Origin of the sequence: Streptomyces venetus (assembly GCF_039540295.1) — a bacterium.
GTDB classification, from domain to species: domain Bacteria; phylum Actinomycetota; class Actinomycetes; order Streptomycetales; family Streptomycetaceae; genus Streptomyces; species Streptomyces venetus.
In genome coordinates this window covers 604,543-621,965 of record NZ_BAABET010000005.1, presented here as the reverse complement: position 1 = coordinate 621,965, position 17,423 = coordinate 604,543, and the positions used below count along the sequence as shown (strand labels likewise).

Annotated in this window: 17 protein-coding genes; 9 read left to right on the top strand and 8 right to left on the bottom strand. The window is 71.1% G+C overall.

The features are described 5' to 3' along the window. Window positions 1-277 precede the first annotated feature (277 nt). Together ABEA82_RS19995 and ABEA82_RS19990 are read left to right on the top strand one after the other, a co-directional pair. Window positions 278-1,129, top strand: coding sequence for an SCO4651 family lipoprotein (locus tag ABEA82_RS19995; protein WP_345662902.1), 852 nt, complete (start codon window positions 278-280; stop codon window positions 1,127-1,129). A 91-nt stretch (window positions 1,130-1,220) separates the two neighbouring features. Then, window positions 1,221-1,388 carry a hypothetical protein gene (locus ABEA82_RS19990; RefSeq protein ID WP_345662947.1) on the top strand — a complete coding sequence of 56 codons (168 nt, stop codon included), beginning with the start codon at window positions 1,221-1,223 and terminating at the stop codon, window positions 1,386-1,388. A gap of 12 nt (window positions 1,389-1,400) precedes the next feature. Here the strand turns inward: ABEA82_RS19990 and ABEA82_RS19985 are convergent, their stop codons facing one another. Then, window positions 1,401-1,787 (bottom strand): metal-sensitive transcriptional regulator, encoded by a 387-nt coding sequence (locus tag ABEA82_RS19985; RefSeq protein ID WP_003991268.1) that lies wholly within the window; start codon window positions 1,785-1,787, stop codon window positions 1,401-1,403. A 239-nt stretch (window positions 1,788-2,026) separates the two neighbouring features. On the opposite strand from ABEA82_RS19985, the gene ABEA82_RS19980 reads away from it, so the two are divergent. Next, a complete protein-coding gene (locus ABEA82_RS19980) occupies window positions 2,027-2,647 on the top strand; it encodes a DUF47 domain-containing protein (RefSeq protein ID WP_345662901.1) in 621 nt (206 codons plus the stop codon). A gap of 7 nt (window positions 2,648-2,654) precedes the next feature. Next, window positions 2,655-3,653 (top strand): inorganic phosphate transporter, encoded by a 999-nt coding sequence (locus ABEA82_RS19975; RefSeq protein WP_345662900.1) that lies wholly within the window; start codon window positions 2,655-2,657, stop codon window positions 3,651-3,653. A 133-nt stretch (window positions 3,654-3,786) separates the two neighbouring features. Here ABEA82_RS19975 and pstB read toward each other — a convergent pair whose 3' ends face one another. The 7 genes from pstB to ABEA82_RS19940 form a co-directional block, all read right to left on the bottom strand. Beyond that, window positions 3,787-4,563, bottom strand: a complete 777-nt coding sequence (gene pstB / locus ABEA82_RS19970) for a phosphate ABC transporter ATP-binding protein PstB (protein WP_345662899.1) — start codon at window positions 4,561-4,563, stop codon at window positions 3,787-3,789. A gap of 69 nt (window positions 4,564-4,632) precedes the next feature. Next, window positions 4,633-5,691, bottom strand: coding sequence for a phosphate ABC transporter permease PstA (gene pstA / locus ABEA82_RS19965; protein ID WP_345662898.1), 1,059 nt, complete (start codon window positions 5,689-5,691; stop codon window positions 4,633-4,635). Next, complete coding sequence (gene pstC, locus ABEA82_RS19960) at window positions 5,688-6,689, bottom strand: phosphate ABC transporter permease subunit PstC (protein WP_345662897.1); 1,002 nt, start codon at window positions 6,687-6,689, stop codon at window positions 5,688-5,690. The genes pstA and pstC overlap by 4 nt, the downstream gene beginning before the upstream one ends. A gap of 106 nt (window positions 6,690-6,795) precedes the next feature. After that, window positions 6,796-7,917 carry a phosphate ABC transporter substrate-binding protein PstS gene (gene pstS, locus ABEA82_RS19955; protein WP_345662896.1) on the bottom strand — a complete coding sequence of 374 codons (1,122 nt, stop codon included), beginning with the start codon at window positions 7,915-7,917 and terminating at the stop codon, window positions 6,796-6,798. A gap of 253 nt (window positions 7,918-8,170) precedes the next feature. Further along, window positions 8,171-8,620: an NUDIX hydrolase gene (locus ABEA82_RS19950; RefSeq protein ID WP_345662895.1), complete on the bottom strand. Its 450-nt coding sequence runs from the start codon at window positions 8,618-8,620 to the stop codon at window positions 8,171-8,173. After that, window positions 8,617-9,759, bottom strand: coding sequence for a CHAD domain-containing protein (locus tag ABEA82_RS19945; protein ID WP_345662894.1), 1,143 nt, complete (start codon window positions 9,757-9,759; stop codon window positions 8,617-8,619). Before ABEA82_RS19945 ends, ABEA82_RS19950 begins: the two co-directional genes overlap by 4 nt. Continuing rightward, on the bottom strand, window positions 9,740-11,971 hold the full coding sequence (locus tag ABEA82_RS19940; protein WP_345662893.1) for an RNA degradosome polyphosphate kinase: 2,232 nt from the start codon (window positions 11,969-11,971) through the stop codon (window positions 9,740-9,742). The genes ABEA82_RS19945 and ABEA82_RS19940 overlap by 20 nt, the downstream gene beginning before the upstream one ends. 1,028 nt (window positions 11,972-12,999) lie before the next feature. Here ABEA82_RS19940 and ABEA82_RS19935 point away from each other — a divergent pair. Genes ABEA82_RS19935 through ABEA82_RS19915 form a run of 5 tightly spaced genes read left to right on the top strand, consistent with a single transcriptional unit; the run spans window position 13,000 to window position 17,387 of the window. Continuing rightward, window positions 13,000-13,542, top strand: a complete 543-nt coding sequence (locus ABEA82_RS19935) for an RNA polymerase sigma factor (RefSeq protein WP_345662892.1) — start codon at window positions 13,000-13,002, stop codon at window positions 13,540-13,542. Then, window positions 13,539-14,375, top strand: coding sequence for an anti-sigma factor (locus tag ABEA82_RS19930; RefSeq protein WP_345662891.1), 837 nt, complete (start codon window positions 13,539-13,541; stop codon window positions 14,373-14,375). Before ABEA82_RS19935 ends, ABEA82_RS19930 begins: the two co-directional genes overlap by 4 nt. Continuing rightward, window positions 14,372-15,232, top strand: coding sequence for an ABC transporter ATP-binding protein (locus ABEA82_RS19925; protein WP_345662890.1), 861 nt, complete (start codon window positions 14,372-14,374; stop codon window positions 15,230-15,232). Before ABEA82_RS19930 ends, ABEA82_RS19925 begins: the two co-directional genes overlap by 4 nt. Then, window positions 15,229-16,752 (top strand): ABC transporter permease, encoded by a 1,524-nt coding sequence (locus tag ABEA82_RS19920; RefSeq protein ID WP_345662889.1) that lies wholly within the window; start codon window positions 15,229-15,231, stop codon window positions 16,750-16,752. Before ABEA82_RS19925 ends, ABEA82_RS19920 begins: the two co-directional genes overlap by 4 nt. Continuing rightward, window positions 16,740-17,387 carry an ABC transporter gene (locus ABEA82_RS19915; RefSeq protein WP_345662888.1) on the top strand — a complete coding sequence of 216 codons (648 nt, stop codon included), beginning with the start codon at window positions 16,740-16,742 and terminating at the stop codon, window positions 17,385-17,387. Before ABEA82_RS19920 ends, ABEA82_RS19915 begins: the two co-directional genes overlap by 13 nt. Window positions 17,388-17,423: the final 36 nt, after the last annotated feature.

Genomic DNA, 17,423 nt, shown 5'->3' with positions numbered 1-17,423 from the left:
TTGTGCTGTTCCGCGTCCGTGCGGGCCTGGCTTCTTGCTCTTCTGGCTGGGCCCTGCCAGCCGCAGGTGCAGGTGGCCATGGAGAAGCGGCCTTTGTCCGTTGTTGCGGTGCGGTGTTCCGGACCGTCCTGCTGCGCCACGCCGACAACGTTACCCAGGGCGGGTAAAGGGTTCGCATGCCGGCTCTCGCGGGCTCGCGTGACGAGGGCACATACCGGTCGTTAACCGGAACAACGAGGGGCCCGTGACGGACGTACCGGCTGGGGGTAGGCAGGCGATGACTGGACGGCAGCGGGAGCGGCGGCACAGGCGGATGGGTGCGGCGGTCGTCGCGGCCGCGATCGTGGCCGGGGTGGGGCTGGGAGCCGGAGGGTGCGCCGGGGGTGACGCCGCGGCCGGTGACTCCCGTGGTGGGGACGCCGTCGTCGTGCTGCGGCGGGCGGCCGACCGGCTGGTGGAGGCGGGGAGTTCGAAGGCCCGTACGTCGATGGAGATGGCCACCGGCGGGACCCGGGTGACCATCCGGGGCGCGGGGGTGTACGACTACCGGAAGCGGATGGGAAGGCTGCGGGTGTTGCTGCCGCAGGATCCCGCGGGGGCCACCGAGCACCGGCCCATCACCGAACTGCTCGCGCCCGGGGCGCTCTTCATGAAGAACCGGGGGGCAGGTGTGCCGCCGGACAAGTGGGTGCGGGTGGAGACGCGGACCCTGTCCGACGGGAATCTCGTCACCGGTGGGGCCACGGACCCGTTCGCGGCGGCCGAGGTGCTGCGCGGGACCCGGTCGGCCAGGTATGTCGGACGGACCGAGGTGGCGGGCACCGGGGTGCGGCACTACCGGGGGACTGCCGATCTCGGTGATGCCGCGAAGCGGGCCTCCGGCGGCAACCGGACACCCCTGAACGCGGCGGCGCGAGGGTTCGCCACGGCCGAAGTGCCGTTCGACGTCTACCTCGACGACGAGGGGCGCATCCGGAAGGTCCGGCACCGGTTCAGTTTCGTGGGCGGGCAGCAGAAGAGCCCGGTCGCGGTCGCCTCGACGACGTTGCTCTACGATTTCGGGGCCTCGGCGCGCGTACGGCTGCCGGACACCGACGACATCTACGCGGGCGAGATCGCCGAGGGGTGACCGGCGCGAACTAGCCCGTCCGTGCCATGCGCGGTGTGTATGCCGCTCCCTACTCTAGGAAGTCGGCAACGGCAGAGATGAGGTGATGCACGTGGCTCCGGTCGGCGGTACGGCAGTTCAGGACCACGTGGCCCTCGCCGAGATCGAGCTGTGCGGTGAGCTGATCATCGCGGCTTCGGCCGCTCAGGAGCGGCTCAGCCTGGAGAGCATCGACGAAGTGCTGAAAGTGGCCGAGGAGCGGGACGCCTCCCGCGGATGAATCCGGCCGGGCTCACGTCCGCAGCATCCGGGCGATCGCCTGGGTCGCCTCCTTGACCTTGGCGTCGATCTCGTCACCACCCTTGAGGGCCGCGTCGGCGACGCAGTGCCGCAGGTGCTCCTCCAGCAGTTGCAGGGCGAAGGACTGCAGGGCCTTGGTGGAGGCGGAGACCTGCGTGAGTATGTCGATGCAGTAGACGTCCTCGTCGACCATGCGCTGGAGGCCGCGGATCTGGCCCTCGATACGGCGCAGGCGCTTGAGGTGTTCGTCCTTCTGTTTGTGGTACCCGTGGACGCCGCGGTCATGGTCGGTCACGATGTCCGTACCGGCTGTGGTCTCGGTGACGTTCGCGACATCCGAGGCATCCCCGGCGTTCGTTACGTCGGTCACGTCCGTCATCGCGTCCTCCTGGTGGGCAGTGAGCCGACATATACCCCTGGTGGGTATATGGTACCGAACTTTGCTGGGTATACGCCCCTTGGCCGAAGCCCTGCGCAACGGCCTGATCCAGACCCTGGGCCGCCCCCGTGCTCAGCACCTTGCCCGATGGGCGACACTGGGGGACGGCCCGATAGCCGTGGCCGGATGATGCGCCTAGCATCAGCCTGACCGAAACCGAAGCACCCCGAGGACCCCACGTGCGCTTTCGTCTGACCCCCAGGGAGACGAGCTTCTACGACATGTTCGCCGCCTCCGCGGACAACATCGTCACGGGCTCGAAGCTCCTGATGGAACTGCTCGGGGCGGACGCCTCCGCCCGGGCCGAGATCGCAGAGCGTATGCGGGCAGCGGAACACGCAGGTGACGATGCCACGCACGCGATCTTCCACCAGCTGAACTCCTCGTTCATCACGCCGTTCGACCGCGAGGACATCTACTCCCTCGCCTCGTCCCTCGACGACATCATGGACTTCATGGAGGAGGCCGTCGACCTGGTCGTCCTCTACAACGTCGAGGAACTGCCCAAGGGCGTCGAGCAGCAGATCGAGGTCCTGGCGCGCGCCGCCGAGCTGACGGCCGAGGCGATGCCGCATCTGCGGACCATGGACAACCTCACCGAGTACTGGATCGAGGTCAACCGGCTGGAGAACCAGGCCGACCAGATCCACCGCAAGCTGCTGGCGCACCTCTTCAACGGCAAGTTCGACGCCATGGAGGTCCTGAAGCTCAAGCAGATCGTGGATGTGCTGGAGGAAGCGGCGGACGCGTTCGAGCACGTGGCGAACACGGTGGAGACCATCGCCGTCAAGGAGTCCTGAGCCCTTCATGGACACCTTTGCTCTGGTCGTGACCATCGCGGTCGCGCTCTTCTTCACGTACACCAACGGCTTCCACGATTCGGCGAACGCGATCGCCACGTCCGTCTCCACCCGGGCGCTGACGCCGAAGGCCGCGCTGGCCATGGCGGCGGTGATGAACCTCGCCGGTGCGTTCATGGGCTCCGGCGTCGCCAAGACGGTCAGTGAGGGGCTGATCCAGACGCCCGTCGGGTCGAAGGGGATGGGGATCCTCTTCGCCGCGCTGGTGGGGGCGATCGTCTGGAACCTCATCACCTGGTACTTCGGCCTGCCCTCGTCCTCCTCGCACGCGCTGTTCGGCGGCATGGTCGGGGCGGCGCTGGCCGGCGGGACGACGGTCTACTGGAGCGGGGTGCTCGACAAGGTCGTCATCCCCATGTTCGTGTCGCCGGTCGTCGGTCTGCTCGCCGGTTATCTCGTGATGACCGCGATCATGTGGATCTTCCGGAAGGCGAACCCGCACAAGGCCAAGCGGGGCTTCCGCATAGCCCAGACCGTCTCCGCGGCCGGAATGGCGCTGGGGCACGGTCTGCAGGACGCGCAGAAGACCATGGGCATCGTGGTGATGGCTCTCGTCATCGCGGATGTCGAGGACTACGGCGATCCCATTCCGGTGTGGGTGAAGATCGCCTGTGCCGTGATGCTGTCGCTGGGCACGTACGCCGGTGGATGGCGGATCATGCGGACGCTGGGGCGGAAGATCATCGAGCTCGACCCGCCGCAGGGGTTCGCCGCGGAGACCACGGGCGCGTCGATCATGTTCACCACGGCGTTCCTTTTCAAGGCGCCGATCTCGACGACGCACGTCATCACGTCGGCGATCATGGGCGTGGGGGCCACCAAGCGTGTCAACGCCGTGCGGTGGGGTGTCGCCAAGAACATCATCCTGGGGTGGTTCATCACGATGCCGGCCGCGGCGATCGTCGCCGCCGCGTCGTTCTGGATCGTGAATCTGGCGTTCCTCTAGTCACTGGTACCGAGGACGACAGAAGCCGAGCACACGAAAAGGCCCGCCCCTGGGAGAGGGGCGGGCCCTTTTTCGGCCTCGCGGTGGCACCGCCATGCAGCACCGCGAGGAGTCTCGGATGTCCCTCGGCTGATCAGCCGAAGCGGCCGGAGATGTAGTCCTCCGTGGCCTGGACCGACGGGTTGGAGAAGATCCGCTCCGTGTCGTCGATCTCTATGAGCTTGCCGGGCTGGCCGACCGCCGCGAGGTTGAAGAACGCCGTGCGGTCGGAGACCCGCGCCGCCTGCTGCATGTTGTGCGTCACGATGACGATCGTGAAGCGCTCCTTCAGCTCCCCGATCAGGTCCTCGATCGCGAGGGTGGAGATCGGGTCGAGGGCGGAGCAGGGCTCGTCCATGAGCAGGACGTTCGGCTCGACCGCGATCGCCCGCGCGATGCACAGACGCTGCTGCTGGCCGCCGGAGAGGCCCGAGCCGGGCTTGTTCAGACGGTCCTTGACCTCGTTCCAGAGGTTCGCGCCCTTGAGGGAGCGCTCGACGACGTCCGCCAGCTCGCTCTTCTTGTAGCTGCCGTTCAGCCGCAGACCCGCCGCCACGTTGTCGAAGATCGACATGGTGGGGAACGGGTTCGGCCGCTGGAACACCATGCCGACCTCACGGCGTACCGACACCGGGTCGATGCCCGCGCCGTAGAGGTCCTCGTCGTCCAGCAGCACCTTGCCCTCGACCCGGCCGCCGGACGTCACCTCGTGCATCCGGTTCAGCGTGCGCAGGAACGTCGACTTGCCGCAGCCGGACGGGCCGATGAACGCCGTCACCGAGCGCGGCTCGACGGTCATCGAGATGTCCTCGATCGCCTTGTGGGAGCCGTAGTAGGCGGTGAGTCCGCTTACGTCGATTCGCTTGGCCATTAGTACTTCACTTCCAGAGTCTGGGGGTCGCTGTGGGGCCCCGGGCGGCGGTAGCCGCATATTGACGTCTTAGCGACCGGTCTTCGGGGCCTTCCAGCGGGCGATCCCGCGGGCCACCAGGTTGAGGATCATCACGAAGGCGATCAGCGTGAGGGACGCAGCCCACGCGCGGTCGTACGCCGTGGCCTCGCCCGATCCGTACTGCTGGTAGATGTACAGCGGGAGCGATGCCTGCGCACCTTCGAAGGGGTTGGCGTTGATGAACTTGCTGCCGAACACCAGCAGCAGCACGGGCGCGGTCTCACCGGCGATACGGGCGATGGACAGCATGATGCCCGTGGTGATGCCGCCGATGGACGTCGGCAGGACCACCTTCAGGATGGTGCGCCACTTGGGCACGCCGAGCGCCAGCGAGGCTTCGCGCAGCTCGTTCGGGACGAGCTTGAGCATCTCCTCCGTGGAGCGGACGACGACCGGCATCATCAGGATCGCGAGGGCGAGCGAGCCGGCGAAGCCGAAGGGCTCCAGGTCGAACATCAGCATGAGGCTGAGGATGAACAGGCCGGCGACGATCGACGGGATGCCCGTCATGACGTCGACGAAGAAGGTGACGGCCCGGGCGAGGCTGCCGCGTCCGTACTCCACCAGGTAGATCGCGGTGAGCACGCCGACCGGCGCGGCGATCAGCGTGGCGAGGCCGACCTGCTCCAGCGTGCCGAGAATGGCGTGGTAGATGCCGCCGCCCGTCTCCGAGTCGGCGACCACACCCATCGAGTGGCTCAGGAAGTAGACGTCGAGGACCTTCACACCACGCTGGACGGTCGACCACACCAGAGAGGCCAGCGGCACCACGGCGAGCAGGAACGCGACCCACACCAGTGAGGTGACCACGCGGTCCTTGGCCTGGCGGCGGTTCTCGACCCGGGCCGCGATGACGTACGTCCCGAGGATGTGGAGGATCGCGGCGATCAGTGCCCACTGGATGCTGCTGTGCAGACCGGCGGCGGCGCTGATGCCGACTCCGACGGCGACGGATCCGGCGGCGATGGCCCACGGAGCCCACTTGGGCAGACGGGCGCCGCGCAGGCTACTGGGGTGCTTGGCGGTGAGGGAGGGTGCGGTGCTCATGCGTTGGCCCCCGAGTACTCCTTGCGGCGGGCGATGATCGCGCGGGCCGCGCCGTTGACCAGCAGGGTGATGACGAACAGGACCAGGCCGGAGGCGATCAGCGCGTCACGGCCGAACTCGGTGGCCTCACTGAACTTGCTGGCGATGTTCTGGGCGAAGGTGCCGCCGCCCGGGTTGAGCAGGCTGCCGTGGATGAGGAAGTCCGGGGAGAGGACGGTCGCCACGGCCATGGTCTCGCCGAGGGCGCGGCCGAGGCCGAGCATCGACGCGGAGATCACGCCGGAGCGGCCGAAGGGCAGGACCGCCATGCGGATCACTTCCCAGCGGGTGGCGCCGAGCGCCAGGGCCGCCTCCTCGTGCATCTGCGGGACCTGCCGGAAGACTTCACGGCTCACGTTGGTGATGATCGGCAGGATCATGATCGCGAGCAGGATGCCCACGGTGAGCATGGAGCGCGCGGCGCCGCCCTGCCAGGAGAAGATGCCGGTCCAGCCGAGGTAGTCGTTCAGCCAGCCGAACAGGCCGTTCAGGTGCGGTACGAGGATCAGGGCGCCCCACAGGCCGTAGACGATGGACGGCACGGCCGCGAGCAGGTCGATCACGTAGGCGATCGGGCCGCGCAGCCGGCGCGGGGCGTAGTGAGTGAGGAACAGCGCGATGGCGACCGCTACCGGGACCGCGATGATCATGGCGATGATCGAGGAGACGACCGTGCCGTAGGCCAGGACCGCGATGCCGAAGACCGGCGGGTTGGCACCGGTGTTCCACTCGAAGGTGGTCAGGAAGTTGCCGTGGTCCTTGCTGATGGCGAGCACGGCGCGGTAGGTGAGGAAGCCCGCGATCGCGGCCATGATCACCAGCAGCAGGATGCCCGAACCACGGGAGAGACCGAGGAAGATCCGGTCTCCGGGCCGGGTGGCTCCACGGGCCGCGCGCTTCTGCTCGGCCGCGGACGGCTGGGTGGGGGGAGGTGCGTCAGCTATCTGTTGTGTGTCCATCGGGTTCTCCGGTCTGCGGAACCGCACGTGCTGTGCGGCTCTTGGCGGCGGTGCACCGGACGGTGCGGTCCGGTTCCCGCTGGGGGGACCGGACCGCACACTGAGGTCAGCCCAGGCTCTCGACGGTCGTGCGGACCTTGGCGATGATGTCGTCGGGCATGGGCGCGTAGTCGTTCTCGGCGAGGATCTTCTGGCCGTCCTCCGAGGCCGCGTAGCGCAGGAACGCCTTGACGGCGGGCAGGGTCTCGGCCTTGTTGCCCTTGTCGCAGACGATCTCGTACGTCACCAGGACCATCGGGTAGGCGCCGTCGGCCGTGGTGCCGTAGTTCAGCTCCAGGGAGAGGTCCTTGCCGGTGCCGACGACCTTGGCGTCCGAGATGGCCTTGGTGGCGTTCTCGACGGTCGCCTGGACCGGCTTGCTGGCGCCGGTGTCGATGGCGACGGTCTTGATGCCGTCCTTGGCGTAGGACAGCTCGAAGTAGCCGATCGCGCCGGCGGTCTGCTTGACCTGCGCGGCGACCCCGGAGGACTGCGGAGCGGACTGGCCGCCCTTGGCCTGCCAGGCCTTGCCGCCCTCGTAGGGGAAGTCCTTCTTGGCGGTGGCGATCAGGTACTTGGTGAAGTTGTCCGTGGTGCCGGACTCGTCCGAGCGGTGGAACGCCTGGATCTTGAGGTTGGGCAGCTTCGCGTCGGGGTTCAGCTTCGCGATCGCCGGGTCGTTCCAGTTGGTGATCTTGCTGTCGAAGATCTTGGCGATCGTCGGGGCGTCCAGGACGAGGTTGTCGACACCCGGGACGTTGTAGCCGACGGCGATCGGGCCGCCGACCATCGGCAGGTCGATGCCCTGGCCGCCCTTGCAGACGTTCTTGGAGGCCTTGACCTCTTCGGGCTTCAGTGCCGAGTCCGAACCGGCCCAGGGGACCTGGCCCTGCGTGAACGCGGTGACACCGGCACCGGAACCGCCGGCCTTGTAGTTGATCTCCACCTTGCACGCCGCCGAGAACTGCTTGACCCAGGCGTCGACCGCGTTCTTCTGCGCGGAGGAGCCGTCGGCGAGTACCTGGCCCGAGGCGTCGTCGCACTTGATGTTGCTGGCGTCGGCGGCGGAGGAGGCGCCACCGCTGCCGGTGCCGGTTTCGTCCGAGCCGCACGCCGTGAGGGTCAGGGCGCCGGAGACGGCGAGAGCACCGAGAGCGAGGGCCCGCCGGTTCATGCGCTGAAGCTTCACTTGAGTTCCTTCCGAGAGCCGCCGTCCTGAATTCGGCGGCGTGCGAAAGCGGGGTGACACGGAGCGCGCACGGTGGGCGCGGCTCGCGTCGCGTAAGGCTGAAATTAGGCAGATCAGGTGAAGCCGCCGATGGGCGCAAATGAACGCGGGGTGAACCCCTGCCGACGGTGTGGTTAGGTCACGGAATGCTCACGGGGAGGGCACGTGAGGATTCCGTTTTGCTCGCGTGTCGCTCCCGTGACGGCGGACGGCGTCAGTCCGCTCTCCCGGCCGGCTGTGGCCGGTTCAGTACGGCGAGCAGCGCGTCGACCAAGGGACGGTCGTGGGGCTGGGTGAGGCGGGCGCGGGCGGCGGCCGGAGTCAGCCACAGGACCCGGTCCACCTCGTCCGTAGGGGAGAAGGCACAGGTCGTCGCCTCGGCGGCCCAGTAGCGGACCTGTTTGGGGCGGCCGTTCGCCAGATAACGCAGGGTGTGCAGCTCGGGTCCCGGCACGGCCCGGCAGCCCGTCTCCTCCGCGACCTCGCGCAGCGCGCCGGCGAGGGCCTCCTCGTCACGTTTCAGCTTGCCTTTCGGCAAGGACCAGTCGTCGTATTTCGGCCGGTGGACGAGGCAGAGTTCCAGCTCGCCGGTGGCGGGGGAGCGGCGCCACAGGACGCAGCCCGCCGCCAGCACGGTGGTGTCGTCGGAGGGGCGCGGGCTCATCGGGCGGTCACCGCCTCCTTCTGCCAGCACTGCTGGAAGGTGAAGCGCGCCGCCTCCACCTCGTGCCGCTGGTCGGCGTGGAGCACGCCGAGGGCGTAGGCCGTGGCCGGGGCGATGCGGGGGGTGCGGGCCGCCTGGGCCGCGGCCGCCGCCGCCTCCGAGGCGTCCCGGTGCTGGTTGAGGGCCTGGCCGGCGGCGAGCAGGCGCAGGTCGGAGGTGCCGTCGGGTTCGCCGAGGACGACCTCGCGGGCGTAGCGGTGCAGGCGCAGGAGCAGGCGGACCTGGTGCCACGGGGCGTCCTGCGGGTGCGGGACCGTGTCCGGGGACAGGCCGTGGATGAGCGCTGCGGCGTTGTAGGGGTGGCCCGCGGTGACGAGGGGGAGGGTGGTCACGGCGTCGGTGAGGCGGTCGTGGGCCGCGGTCGCCAGGGGGCGGAGGTCGGTGCTGGTGGCGGTCTTGGTGAGGGGGACCTCGCTGGCGAGGACGGCGACCTTGTCGGCGATGGCGTGGAAGCGGCTGGAGCCCATGGCCTGGAGGGCTGTGGAGTGGGCTCGGGTGCGGGCGAGGGTGAGCTGGCGGTCCAGGAGGGCGCCTGCTTTTGCCGCGCCGACTGTCAGGTTGCCGCGTTCCTGTGTTGCCGGCGGGGGGTTGCGCAGCCCGGCGTCGCGGGGTGCCGCTCTCTGTGGGACGGGCGCCGCCCCAGCGGCACGACTGCCCGCGGCTGGGGCGGCTGCGTTGGCACGTGCGCCCGCGGATGAGGCGGTTGAGGCGGTTGCGTCGGTGCCTGAGAGGCGGTGCAGGGCGGTCAGGAGGCGTTCCAGGCGGGAGGTGTACGCGTGTTCCATCGCCAGGGTTCCCGAGACCCAGGCCAGTTCCGGGCGCATGCCCTCGGACCAGTCCGTGTCGAGGAGGGGCTGGAACGTGTGCAGGGTGGCGCTGATGCGGCGGGCGGCGCGGCGCAGGGCCAGGGCCGCGTCGACGGGCCCCTCCGAGCCGTTCGCGCCCGAACCGTTCTCCCGGTGCAGACGCAGCGCTCGGAGGAACTCCGTGGCCTGGCCCCGCAGGTAGTCCGCGAGGGCGTCCCCGGTGGGGGCGGGACCGGCCACGTGGTCCGTCGGGTCAAGGTGTCGCTGTGCCACGCCGGCGCCTCCGGGCGTCTATGAGCATCTCCTGGACGTTGCGCAGGGGCTGGCCGTCCGCGTCGGTCGCATGCCGGGTCCAGTCGCCGTCCGGGCCGAGGTGCCAGGAGGCGGTGGAGTCGGACATGCCGGTCTCCAGCAGCCGGTTCAGGGCCGCCCGGTGAGCCGGGTCGGTGACCCGGACCAGGGCCTCTATCCGGCGGTCGAGGTTGCGGTGCATCATGTCGGCGCTGCCGATCCACACCTCGGGCTCGCCGCCGTTGCCGAAGCCGAACACCCGGGAGTGCTCCAGGAAGCGGCCGAGGATCGAGCGGACCCGGATGTTCTCCGACAGGCCCTCCACGCCCGGGCGCACCGCGCAGATGCCGCGCACCCAGATGTCCACCGGCACGCCCGCCTGGGACGCCCGGTAGCAGGCGTCGATGACGGCCTCGTCGACCATCGAGTTGACCTTGATGCGGACGTGCGCGGGCCTCCCGGCGCGGTGGTGCTGGATCTCCTTGGTGATCCGCGAGACCAGACCGTCGCGCAGCGACTTGGGGGCGACGAGGAGACGGCGGTAGGTCTCCCGGCGCGAGTAGCCGGAGAGGCGGTTGAAGAGGTCCGAGAGGTCCGCGCCGACCTGGGGGTCGGCCGTGAGCAGGCCGAGGTCCTCGTAGAGGCGGGCCGTCTTCGGGTGGTAGTTGCCGGTGCCGACGTGGCTGTAGCGGCGGAGCGTCTCGCCCTCCTGGCGGACCACCAACGACAGCTTGCAGTGGGTCTTCAGCCCGACCAGGCCGTAGACCACGTGGCAGCCGGCCTCCTCCAGCTTGCGGGCCCACTTGATGTTGGCGTGCTCGTCGAAGCGGGCCTTGATCTCCACCAGGACCAGGACCTGCTTGCCGGACTCGGCGGCCTCGATGAGGGCGTCGACTATGGGGGAGTCGCCCGAGGTCCGGTACAGGGTCTGCTTGATCGCGAGGACGTCCGGGTCGCCGGCCGCCTGCTCCAGGAAGGCCTGGACGGAGGTGGAGAACGAGTCGTACGGGTGGTGCAGCAGGACGTCCCGCTCGCGCAGCGCGGCGAATATGTCCGGCGCGGACGCCGACTCGACCTCGGCCAGGTCACGGTGGGTGCCGGCGACGAACTTGCGGTACTTGAGCTCCGGCCGGTCCAGGGAGGCGATCCGGAACAGGCCGGTGAGGTCCAGCGGGCCCGGCAGCGGGTACACCTCGGCCTCGCTGATCTTCAGCTCGCGCACCAGCAGGTCCAGGACCTCGCGGTCGATGGACTCCTCGACCTCCAGGCGCACCGGCGGGCCGAAGCGGCGCCGCATGAGCTCCTTCTCCAGGGCCTGGAGCAGGTTCTCGGCGTCGTCCTCCTCGACCTCCAGGTCCTCGTTCCTGGTCAGGCGGAAGGCGTGGTGCTCCAGGACCTCCATGCCCGGGAACAGCTCCTCCAGGTGGGCGGCGATGACGTCCTCGATGGGGACGTAGCGGCCCGGGGAGCTCTCCAGGAACCTCGACAGCAGCGGCGGCACCTTCACCCGGGCGAAGTGCTTGTGGCCGGTGACCGGGTTCCGTACGACGACGGCCAGGTTCAGGGAGAGGCCGGAGATGTACGGGAAGGGGTGGGCCGGGTCGACCGCCAGCGGCGTCAGCACGGGGAAGATCTGGTGCCGGAACAGGGTGAACAGGCGGGCCTGCTCCTTCTCCTCCAGCTCGCTCCAGCGGACCAGGTGGATGCCCTCCTCCGCGAGTGCGGGGGCGACGTCCTCGTGGTAGCAGGCGGCGTGCCGGGCCATGAGCTCGCGGGAGCGGGCCCAGATCATCTCCAGCACCTCGCGCGGCTGGAGGCCGGAGGCGGAGCGGGTGGCCACGCCGGTGGCGATACGGCGCTTCAGACCGGCGACCCGGACCATGAAGAACTCGTCCAGGTTGCTGGCGAAGATCGCGAGGAAGTTGGCCCGCTCCAGCAGGGGCGTGTTCGGGTCCTCGGCGAGTTCGAGAACGCGCTCGTTGAACGCGAGCCAGCTGCGTTCCCGGTCGAGGAACCTGCCCTGCGGCAGCTGGGGCCCGTCGTACGGCGATTCCTCGTACGCGTCGAGGTCGGCATCGATGTCGGGTTCCAGATCGGAGACCGCTGCCGCGACGGTGTGCGGGCGGTGGGCCGCGATGGAGCCCACGGAGGGCTGTGCGTGCTGGACCTGCGCCTGGGCGTTCGGCTGGTTCATGGACCCATTCTTCCGCGCCGCGAGCATCACGGGCGCGTCGGAAAGCGCGGGCGGGAGCGGGGGCGTCACATGAGTGTTCCCGTTCCTCCCGTGCCCCTCTCGGGGCGGTGAAGGCTCTGGCACGGCGGGATTCATTGGCCGAGCGTCGCAAGCTCGTCTGAATCGATGGTTACGGAGACATGACGTGTGGGATAGCGGGGGGCGGCTCGCGGGGGGTGTGCCGGTGGGGGTGGCGGTCGCTGGGTGGTTGCCCACAGGGTGTGGATGAACTTTCTCGGGGCCGTGGCCTTGCGGCCTCGCGGCGCGGTGGCCTGGTGGACTCGCGGCGCGGTGGCGCCTGACCGCCCGCTGCCACCCGGCCGTGTGGCCGGTCAGCCCTGTGGCCTGGCGGCCTCGTGGCCTGTTGCCCAGTGGTCCGTGACTGCGTGACTGCGTGACTCGGCCTGGTGGCCCGGTGGCCCGGTGGCCCGGTGGCCTCGTGGTCTTGCGGCGCGGACCGCCCGCCGCCACCACCGGCCGTGTGGCCGGTCAGCCCTGTGGCCTGGCGGCCTCGCGGCCTGTTGCCCAGTGGTCCGTGACTCGGTGACTCGGCCTGGCGGCCCGATGGCGCCTGACCGCCCGCCGCCACACCGGCCGTGTGGCCGGCCAGCCTTGCGGCCTTGCGGCCTTGCGGCCTTGCGGCCTTGCGGCCTTGCGGCCTTGCGGCCTGGTGGCCTCTTGGCCTGGCGGCCCCGTGGCCTGTTGCCCAGTTGTCCGTGACTCGGCGGCCTTGCGGCCCGGTAGCCCGGCGACTCGGCGCCTCGGTGGCCCGGCGGCCTTGCGGCCCGGTAGCCCGGCGACTCGGCGACTCGGCGACTCGGCGACTCGGCGACCCGGCGGCCCGGCGGCCCGGCGCCTCGGCGACCCGGCGGCCCGGCGCCTCGGGGGCCCGGTGGCTCCCAGAGGCGGCCCCGAGTCGGTCCGTGGTGGGCCGGAAAGTCGGGCGTGGTTCCGTGAACCGTTCGCAGCGGGCGGTTCGATGAGGTGGCGTGAGCGAAACGAGAAGCGACGGGGAGCTGCTGCGGGCCGTTGCCGCGGACGCCGACCGGCGTGCCTTCGAGGAGCTGTACCGGCGGTACGCGCCGTGGCTCCGTGCCCGGCTGCGGGGTCGGTGCGCCGACGTGGGCGTCGTCGACGACGTCGTACAGGAGACGTTCCTCGCGGTGTGGCGGGGCAAGGCCCGCTACCGGGAGGACGGCGATGTGGCCGGGTGGCTGTGGCGCATCGGGTCGCGGCGGCTGGTGGACGCGCTGCGCGGAGATGGGGCGCGGGGGCGGCTGCGGCAGGCGCTGGCACGGCTGCGGCACCGGGACGAGGCGTCGGCGGAGGAACGCGTGCTCGCGGGGGTGGAGCACGGGGACCTCGCCGGCGCCCTGGTCCGGCTGTCGCCGGAGCTGCGGGCGGTGTTGCAGGCGACCGTGATCGACGGGCTGACGACCCGGGAGGCGGCCGTGCTGCTCGGAATTCCGCCGGGGACGGTCAAGACACGGGCGATGCGCGCCCGGAAGCAGTTGCGGGAGGCGTTGGCATGAGTTGGCACGTGCCTGAGGAGGACCTGCGCGCCTATGCGCGGGGGGAGTTGGCCGCGCCCGCGGTGTGGTCCGCCGATGCCCATCTGACCTCGTGCGCGCGGTGCCGGGAGGCGCTGGCCGAGGTGAGTGACCCCGTCGTGCTCGACGCGGGCTGGGAGCGGCTCGACGCCGAACTCGACGCGCCCCGCGTGGGGATGCTGGAGGCGCTGCTGGTGCGGGCCGGGGTGGCCGGGCACACCGCGCGGTTGCTGGCGGCGGCGCCGGTGCTGCGGCGGTCCTGGCTGGGGGCCGTCGTCGCGGTGCTGCTGCTGACCGTCGGGGCGGCGCACGCCGTCCAGGGCGGGGAGTGGCCGACGCTGTTCCTCGCCCTCGCGCCGCTGCTGCCGCTGGCCGGGGTGGCGCTGTCGTACGGCCCCGCGCTGGATCCGACGTACGAGATGGCCGTCGTGGCGCCGCTGCACGGGTTCCGGCTGCTGATGATCCGGACGGTGGCCGTGCTGGGCGTGGTGCTGGGGCTGAACGGGCTGGCCACGCTGGCGCTGCCCGGGTACGGGCTGCGGGCCCTGGCCTGGCTGCTGCCCGCCCTCGCGCTCACCGCGGCCGGGCTGGCGCTGACGCCCCGGCTCGGGCCCGTGCTCGCGCCGTCGCTGGTCGGCGTGGCCTGGGTCGGGCTGCTGATCACGGCCGACGAGCTGCGGGCCGGGGCCGAGGTGCCGCTCGCGCCGTTCACCCCGGCCGGGCAGGGCGTGGCGGCGGTGGTCACCGCGCTCGGGGCCGGGCTGCTCTTCCTCCTCCGTGACCGTTTCGATCTCTTCCAGGGACGTGCCGTATGACTCCGACCGTGTCCGCCTCCGGGCTCAGCCTCCGCTACGGCGGCACCCGCGCCCTCGACGACGTGTCGCTGCGGCTGACCGGCGGCGTCACCGGGCTGCTCGGCCCCAACGGCGCCGGCAAGACCACACTGCTGCGGGTGCTCGCCACGGCCCTGCCCGCCGACCGGGGCGCCTTCACCGTGCTCGGGCACGACCCGGGCACCGCGCGCGGACGGCAGGAGGTACGACGGCGTCTGGGCTACCTGCCGCAGACACCCGGGTTCCACCCGGACTTCACCGCCTTCGAGTTCGTCGACTACGTGGCGATCCTCAAGGAGATGACCGACCGGGCCGCCCGGCACCGCGAGGTGCGGCGGGTGCTCGACGAGGTGGGACTGGCCGAGGTGCGGGGCAAGCGCATCCGCAAGCTGTCCGGGGGCATGCGGCAGCGCGTCGCCCTCGGGGCCGCCCTGGTCGGCGATCCGGGGTTCCTGGTGCTGGACGAGCCGACCGTCGGGCTGGACCCCGAACAGCGCATGCGGTTCCGGGAGCTGATCGCGGGGGCCGGGGAGGGGCGCACGGTGCTGCTCTCCACCCATCAGACCGAGGACGTGGCCATGCTCTGCAACCGGGTGCTGGTCATGGCCGGCGGCCGGGTCCGCTTCGAGGGCACACCGGCCGAGCTGACGGCCCGGGCCGCGGGGCGGGTGTGGAGCAGCGCGGAGCGCGACCCCGGGGCCAAGGCGGGGTGGCGTACGGGGACCGGAACCTTCCGCAACGTCGGGGATCCGCCGGACGGGGCGGAGCTGCTCGAACCGACCCTGGAGGACGGCTACCTGCTCACCCTCGACGGTGCCGGAGCGGAGGTGGCCGCATGACCGCCGTGGTGGAGAAGCCGGTCCCGACATCCGCGCGGGCCGAGTCGGGAGGCTCGTGGTCCGCCGTGTTGGCCCTGGCCCTCTTCGAGACGCGCCGGCTGCTGACCAGGGTGCCGGTGATCATCGCCTTCCTCCTGTACATCGCCTGGACCGTGTGGCGCACCGGCCGGGACTCGGACGGCTTCCCGGCCCTCCAGGACGTCGACCGCGCCACCCAGAGCGCGCCGATGCTGGTCGGCCTCGCGGTCCTGCTGTCCGTCAACCACGCCGCGCTGCGCTCCCGACGGCACGGCACCGAGCCGCACTTCGCGGTGCTGGTGCTCCCGCCGTGGCGGCGTACGGTCGCCCACGCGCTGTCGGCCGTCGCCGGGGCCCTGCTCGTCGCCGTGTGCGTGGCCGTGCAGTTCGGCCGGGAGGCGCTCAGGCCCGACGCGATCGGCCAGGGCTCGGTGGGCGAACTGCTCGTCGGACCGCTGACCGTGCTGCTGGCGGGGCTGCTGGGACTGCTCCTGGCCGGACTGGTGCGGTCGGCGCTCGCGGCCCCGCTGCTGGTCGTCTTCTCCCTCTTCCTGTTCCTCTTCTTCTGGGGCACGAGCGACGACGCCAGCCGCTGGCTGATGCCGGTCGTCGTCGAGGCCACCTCCAACACCTTCCCGTCCGACCTGATGGGCCGGCCCGCCGGCTGGCACGCCCTCTACCTCGCCGGACTGGCACTGTCCCTGGGCCTGACGGCGGTCCTGGTCGCCGGTGGCCGCAAACCGGTCGTCATGGCCGGGGTCGCCGGGGCCGTGGCCATGACCCTGGTGGGCGGCGTGGCCCAGGCGCAGACGGGCGACGACGACCCCGAACTGGTCCGGGCCCGGGAACGCGCCACCGTGCACCCCGAGCAGGTGCAGTCCTGCGTCCGCCGGGACGGATCGACGTACTGCGCGTTCCCCGAGTGGGGGCCGCGGGTCGACGACTGGGCCGGGGTGGTGGACCGGGTGCGGTCCCTGGCCGGAGGCGGCGCGCACGAGCAGGACGTCGTCGTACGGCAGCGGATCGAGGCCCGTTACGGCCTCTCCGGCGACGGTGCGCTGACGCCGCTGGAGCGCCCGCACGAGGTGACCGTGGGCACCCGGTGGGGCGGCAACCGGGTCCCCGAGTTCTCGGTGGCCGTGGCCGGAGTGCTGGTCGCGGGGAACGAGAAGGCGTCGACCTCGATGTGCGACGGGCGCATGGTCACCGTGATGTGGCTGGCCCTCGGATGGGAGTCCGACCCGGTGTCGGCGCTGCGCCGCGTCCGCCTCGACGACAGCGTGACCGGCTCCGCCCTCGTGCTCCATCCCACGGACGGGATGTACATGACGGACGCCCAGACCGAGGTGCTGCGCGAGCTGCTGGAGCGGCCCCGGGGCGAGGTCACGGCCCGCGTGAAGGACCACTGGGCCGAACTGACCGCGCCGAAGGTGACGGCGGCCCGGGCGGCCGGGCTGCTGGGCGTCAAGGCACCCGAGGGAGACGACAAGTGCCTCGACTGAGCGGGGAGTTGATCGTCGCCGTCTGCCGGACCCTGCCCCTGGGTCTGGTGGGGGCCGCCGGCGCGACGGGGCTGCTGATCGCCGGACTGTCACGGGCGACCGGCGAGGCGGGGGAGTGGCTCGCGCTGCCGCTGCTGCGGGCGGCGGTCCTGGCCTTCGCGATGGGCCTGGTGTTCCTGCTGGACGACCCGGCCCGGCACACCACCGCCACGGTCCCGACCCCGCGCCCGGTGCGCATCGGAATCCGGGTCGCCCTCGTCGTCCCGGCCGCGGCTGCCTGGTGGACGGTCGCGCTGCTGCTCGTGCCGGGGGAACTGAGGCCGCCGGTCGGCGACATCACGCTGGAGGCCGGGGCGGCGCTCGCCCTGGCGGTGGCGGGGGCGGCGGCCGCGGTGCGCTTCAGCGAGGCGGTCCGGCCCGGGCCGCGGGTCGCCTCCGGTCTGCTGACCTCGGCGGTGGTGGCCCTGTTGTTCTGGCCGGAGCGGTGGGCGTTGTTCGTGCCGGTGCGGGATGGGCGGTGGGGGGTGGCGCATGAGCGGTGGGTAGTGGTGTTGGGCGTTGCGGTGCTCGTGGGTGGGGTGTGTGTGGTGGAGCCGTTGCGGCGGAGGGCGTGGGGGGTGGGGCGGGGGCGGTGACGGGCGCTGTGGGTTGTCGGGTGCGGGGCGTTGGTG

Bases quoted from the DNA above. Each gene is read 5' to 3' on its own strand.
- pstB (WP_345662899.1), bottom strand. From the start codon at position 4,563: ATGGCCAAGCGAATCGACGTAAGCGGACTCACCGCCTACTACGGCTCC.
- ABEA82_RS19925 (WP_345662890.1), top strand. From the start codon at position 14,372: ATGACTCCGACCGTGTCCGCCTCCGGGCTCAGCCTCCGCTACGGCGGC.
- ABEA82_RS19930 (WP_345662891.1), top strand. From the start codon at position 13,539: ATGAGTTGGCACGTGCCTGAGGAGGACCTGCGCGCCTATGCGCGGGGG.
- ABEA82_RS19975 (WP_345662900.1), top strand. From the start codon at position 2,655: ATGGACACCTTTGCTCTGGTCGTGACCATCGCGGTCGCGCTCTTCTTC.
- ABEA82_RS19985 (WP_003991268.1), bottom strand. From the start codon at position 1,787: ATGACGGACGTGACCGACGTAACGAACGCCGGGGATGCCTCGGATGTC.
- ABEA82_RS19950 (WP_345662895.1), bottom strand. From the start codon at position 8,620: ATGAGCCCGCGCCCCTCCGACGACACCACCGTGCTGGCGGCGGGCTGC.
- ABEA82_RS19940 (WP_345662893.1), bottom strand. From the start codon at position 11,971: ATGAACCAGCCGAACGCCCAGGCGCAGGTCCAGCACGCACAGCCCTCC.
- pstC (WP_345662897.1), bottom strand. From the start codon at position 6,689: ATGGACACACAACAGATAGCTGACGCACCTCCCCCCACCCAGCCGTCC.
- pstA (WP_345662898.1), bottom strand. From the start codon at position 5,691: ATGAGCACCGCACCCTCCCTCACCGCCAAGCACCCCAGTAGCCTGCGC.
- ABEA82_RS19995 (WP_345662902.1), top strand. From the start codon at position 278: ATGACTGGACGGCAGCGGGAGCGGCGGCACAGGCGGATGGGTGCGGCG.
- ABEA82_RS19920 (WP_345662889.1), top strand. From the start codon at position 15,229: ATGACCGCCGTGGTGGAGAAGCCGGTCCCGACATCCGCGCGGGCCGAG.